Raw genomic sequence first — 2979 nt, 5'->3', positions numbered from 1 at the left:
GCGCACGGGAGACGCGGCCGCGCCTCTGTCGCGGCCCCCGCTCCGAGGCCGGCGCCGCGACAGAGGCGCGGCCGCGTCTCCCGTGCGCTCGGGCTCTTCGGCCAGGCCTTCGGGACGCTCTTCGGCGGGGGTGACGAGTGAGCCAGCCCAACGAGCTCGAGCTGACCTGCGAGCGCATGAGCTACGGCCCCGACGCGGTCGCTCGCGACGAGGGCGGCAGGGCCGTCTTCGTCGCGGGGGCCGTCGCGGGCGACCGCGTGCGCGCCGTCGTCGACCGCGAGGAGGAGCGCTGGGCCCACGCGCGCGTCGTGGAGGTGCTCGAGCCCTCGCCCGACCGCGTGCCGTCCGCGTGCCCCTTCGCGGGCGCGTGCGGCGGCTGCCCGTGGGCGTCGCTCTCCTACCCCGCCCAGGCCCGCGCCAAGCGCGCCGGCGTGGTCGACGCGCTCGCCCGGATCGCCCGCATGGGCACGGAGCGCGCCGAGGCGCTCGTGGCGCCCCTCGAGTCCCCCGGCGAGCCGTGGGGCTATCGCAACAAGGTGGAGCTCGCCGTCGTGCGCGAGCGCGGGCGCGCCGCGCTCGGCATGCACGCCGCGGGCGGCGAGGGCGTCGTGCGCGTGAAGAGCTGCATGCTGCTCGACAAGGCGCACGCGGGCGCGGTGAAGTCCGTCGCGGGGGCGCTCACCTACCTCTCGAACAGCCACGGCCTCGACCTCGAGCGCGTGGGGATCCGCGTGTCACGGCGCACCAAGGACGTCGAGGTGGCCCTCTGGGACCGTCCCGGCGCCTTCCCGCGCGCCCAGGCGGCCAAGGTGCTCGCCGACGCGCTCAGGCCCACGTCGGTGGTCCGCGTGATGCAGAAGGGACCCGCGAAGGCGCGCCGGATCGCAGGGGTCGAGTGCCTCTCGGGGGCGGGCTCCTGGGGCGAGCTCGTGGGCGAGGAGCGCATGCGCGTCTCCGCGCCCTCCTTCTTCCAGGTGAACACGCGCGGCGCCGAGAAGCTCGTCGAGCTCGTGATGGAGGCGCTGCGGCCCGCCGAGGACGAGGAGGCCATGGACCTCTACTGCGGCGCCGGCACCTTCACGCTGCCGCTCGCGCGGCGCGCGGGGTTCGTCAGCGCGGTGGAGTCCTACGGACCCGCCGTGCGCGACCTGCGCCGCAACCTCGAGACCGCGGGCCTCGACAACGTCGACCCCATCGGCGGCGACGCGGGTCGCGAGTTCCCCGACACCGACGCCGACGTCATCGTGGTCGACCCTCCCCGCGCGGGGCTGGCCGAGGACGTGGTCCGCAGGCTCTCCGAGCAGCCCGCGCGCGCCATCGCCTACGTGAGCTGCGACCCCGCGACGCTCGCGCGCGACCTCGCCCGCTTCGAGCAGGCCGGGACGTTCCGGCCCTCGCGCGTGACGCCGGTCGACCTCTTCCCGCAGACCTTCCACGTCGAGACGGTGACGCTGCTCGAGCGCGCGTAGGCGCGCCCGAGGCATCGCAGAGAGGACGCAGCGGCGACATGAGGCAGATCGAGGCCATAGAGGCCGTGGCCGGGGCGGCAATGGCCGACGGGCTCGTCGAGGCAGCGCTTCTCAAGGGCTCGTTCGGCCGCGGCGACGAGGACGCGCACTCCGACGTTGACCTCTATCTCGTGGTCTCCCCCGCCGCGCGAGAGACCGTGCTCGCGCGGCGGCGGGCGTACCTGGCGGCCTTCGACGAGCCGGTCTTTCTCGAGGAGGTGAACTTCGGGCTTCCGCAGCTCGTGGCGATTTTCGACGACGCGACCCATGTTGACCTCTATGTGGCTCTGAAGGAAGAGATCGGTCACGAGGACCCCATCCATGTGTGGAGTGACCCGAGCGGCCTCTTCGACGGCTTCGCATGGGAGCGCGCGGCGGTGAGCGACGAGACCCTGGCACGGCTCTTCTCGAGCGCGCTCTACGGCATCGTGGAGGCCGACAGCGCCTATCGCTGCGGCAACTACGCGTGGGCAGCCAAGATCCTAAGCGACTCCGCCGGGTCGGCCGCCGTCCTGCTGCGCTGGCCGGACGACCCGACCTACGCGTTTCTCGGGCTCAAGAAGCTCAACCAGATCGTGCCGCCGGAGCGCTACCGCCTGCTGGAGGATCTCTACGCCCACCTGAGCGGGCAGGAGCTGCCGCGGGCCGTCGAGCTCCTGACGCAGGCGCTCGGCGCGTTTCTCGCCGAGGCGGGGCCGTTCCTGCGCGCGCAGCTCGACCTTCGCCTCTGGGAGTGGGTGCGCTCGAGCCTGGGCGCGACGCTCTTCCCCGCCGGGCGCTGACGAGGACGCGATCAGCTTGGGCGGCACCGGAGACGGAGGCCTCATGCTCTCGATACGCCGCATGACCGAGAAGGACCTCGGGCCCCTCATGGCGCTTCTCGCCGATGAGCGGGTGATGCGCTACCTTGAGGCTCCCTTCTCGCCCGAGCGGACGCAGGCGTTCCTGGCGGAGGCGGGGCTCTGTGAGCCGCCGCTCATTTGGGCCGTCGAGGATGACGACGGGTTCTGCGGCTACGTCATCTACCACGCCTTCGACGAGCGCTCGATGGAAATCGGCTGGGTGCTCGCCCCGCGGGCGTGGGGACGCGGCTACGCAACCGAGCTCACGGGGGTTCTCGCCGCTCGGGCGCACGCGACCGGGCGAGATGCGGTCATCGAGTGCTCCCCCAGCCACGCAGCGAGCCGTCGGGTCGCCGAGAAGTGCGGCTTCATCGTGAGCGGGACACGCGACGACCTGCTTGTCCTGCGCCTGGGCGCGTCGGCCACGCCGTAGCGCGCGCAGCGCCTCCGAGCGTCGGGGCACGCGGACGGTGGCGGGCCGCACACGTTTGGAGGTTCTTCTCGCCTGTCCCAACCTGGCGTCAAGTGACCTTGTGTCCGCACAATTCCCACTGGCGTCTGTGACCTTGGGGGGGTGCGGAAGGGGATGCGGAACGGGGGTGCGGACGGGGAGTGCGGAACGGGGATAC

General features: G+C 72.7%; 3 protein-coding genes. All 3 read left to right on the top strand.

The genetic code is table 11. The features are described 5' to 3' along the window. Positions 1–176: 176 nt before the first annotated feature. Genes rlmD through BQ7106_RS00005 form a run of 3 tightly spaced genes read left to right on the top strand, consistent with a single transcriptional unit; the run spans position 177 to position 2783 of the window. A complete protein-coding gene (gene rlmD, locus BQ7106_RS00015; RefSeq protein WP_072369398.1) occupies positions 177–1469 on the top strand; it encodes a 23S rRNA (uracil(1939)-C(5))-methyltransferase RlmD in 1293 nt (430 codons plus the stop codon). 38 nt (positions 1470–1507) lie between these two features. Next, positions 1508–2290 (top strand): nucleotidyltransferase domain-containing protein, encoded by a 783-nt coding sequence (locus tag BQ7106_RS00010; RefSeq protein WP_072369395.1) that lies wholly within the window; start codon positions 1508–1510, stop codon positions 2288–2290. A gap of 43 nt (positions 2291–2333) precedes the next feature. Next, complete coding sequence (locus tag BQ7106_RS00005) at positions 2334–2783, top strand: GNAT family N-acetyltransferase (protein WP_072369391.1); 450 nt, start codon at positions 2334–2336, stop codon at positions 2781–2783. The last annotated feature ends 196 nt before the right edge of the window (positions 2784–2979 follow it).

Source organism: Thermophilibacter mediterraneus (assembly GCF_900119385.1).
GTDB classification, from domain to species: domain Bacteria; phylum Actinomycetota; class Coriobacteriia; order Coriobacteriales; family Atopobiaceae; genus Thermophilibacter; species Thermophilibacter mediterraneus.
This window is presented reverse-complemented; position numbering and strand designations above follow the sequence as displayed.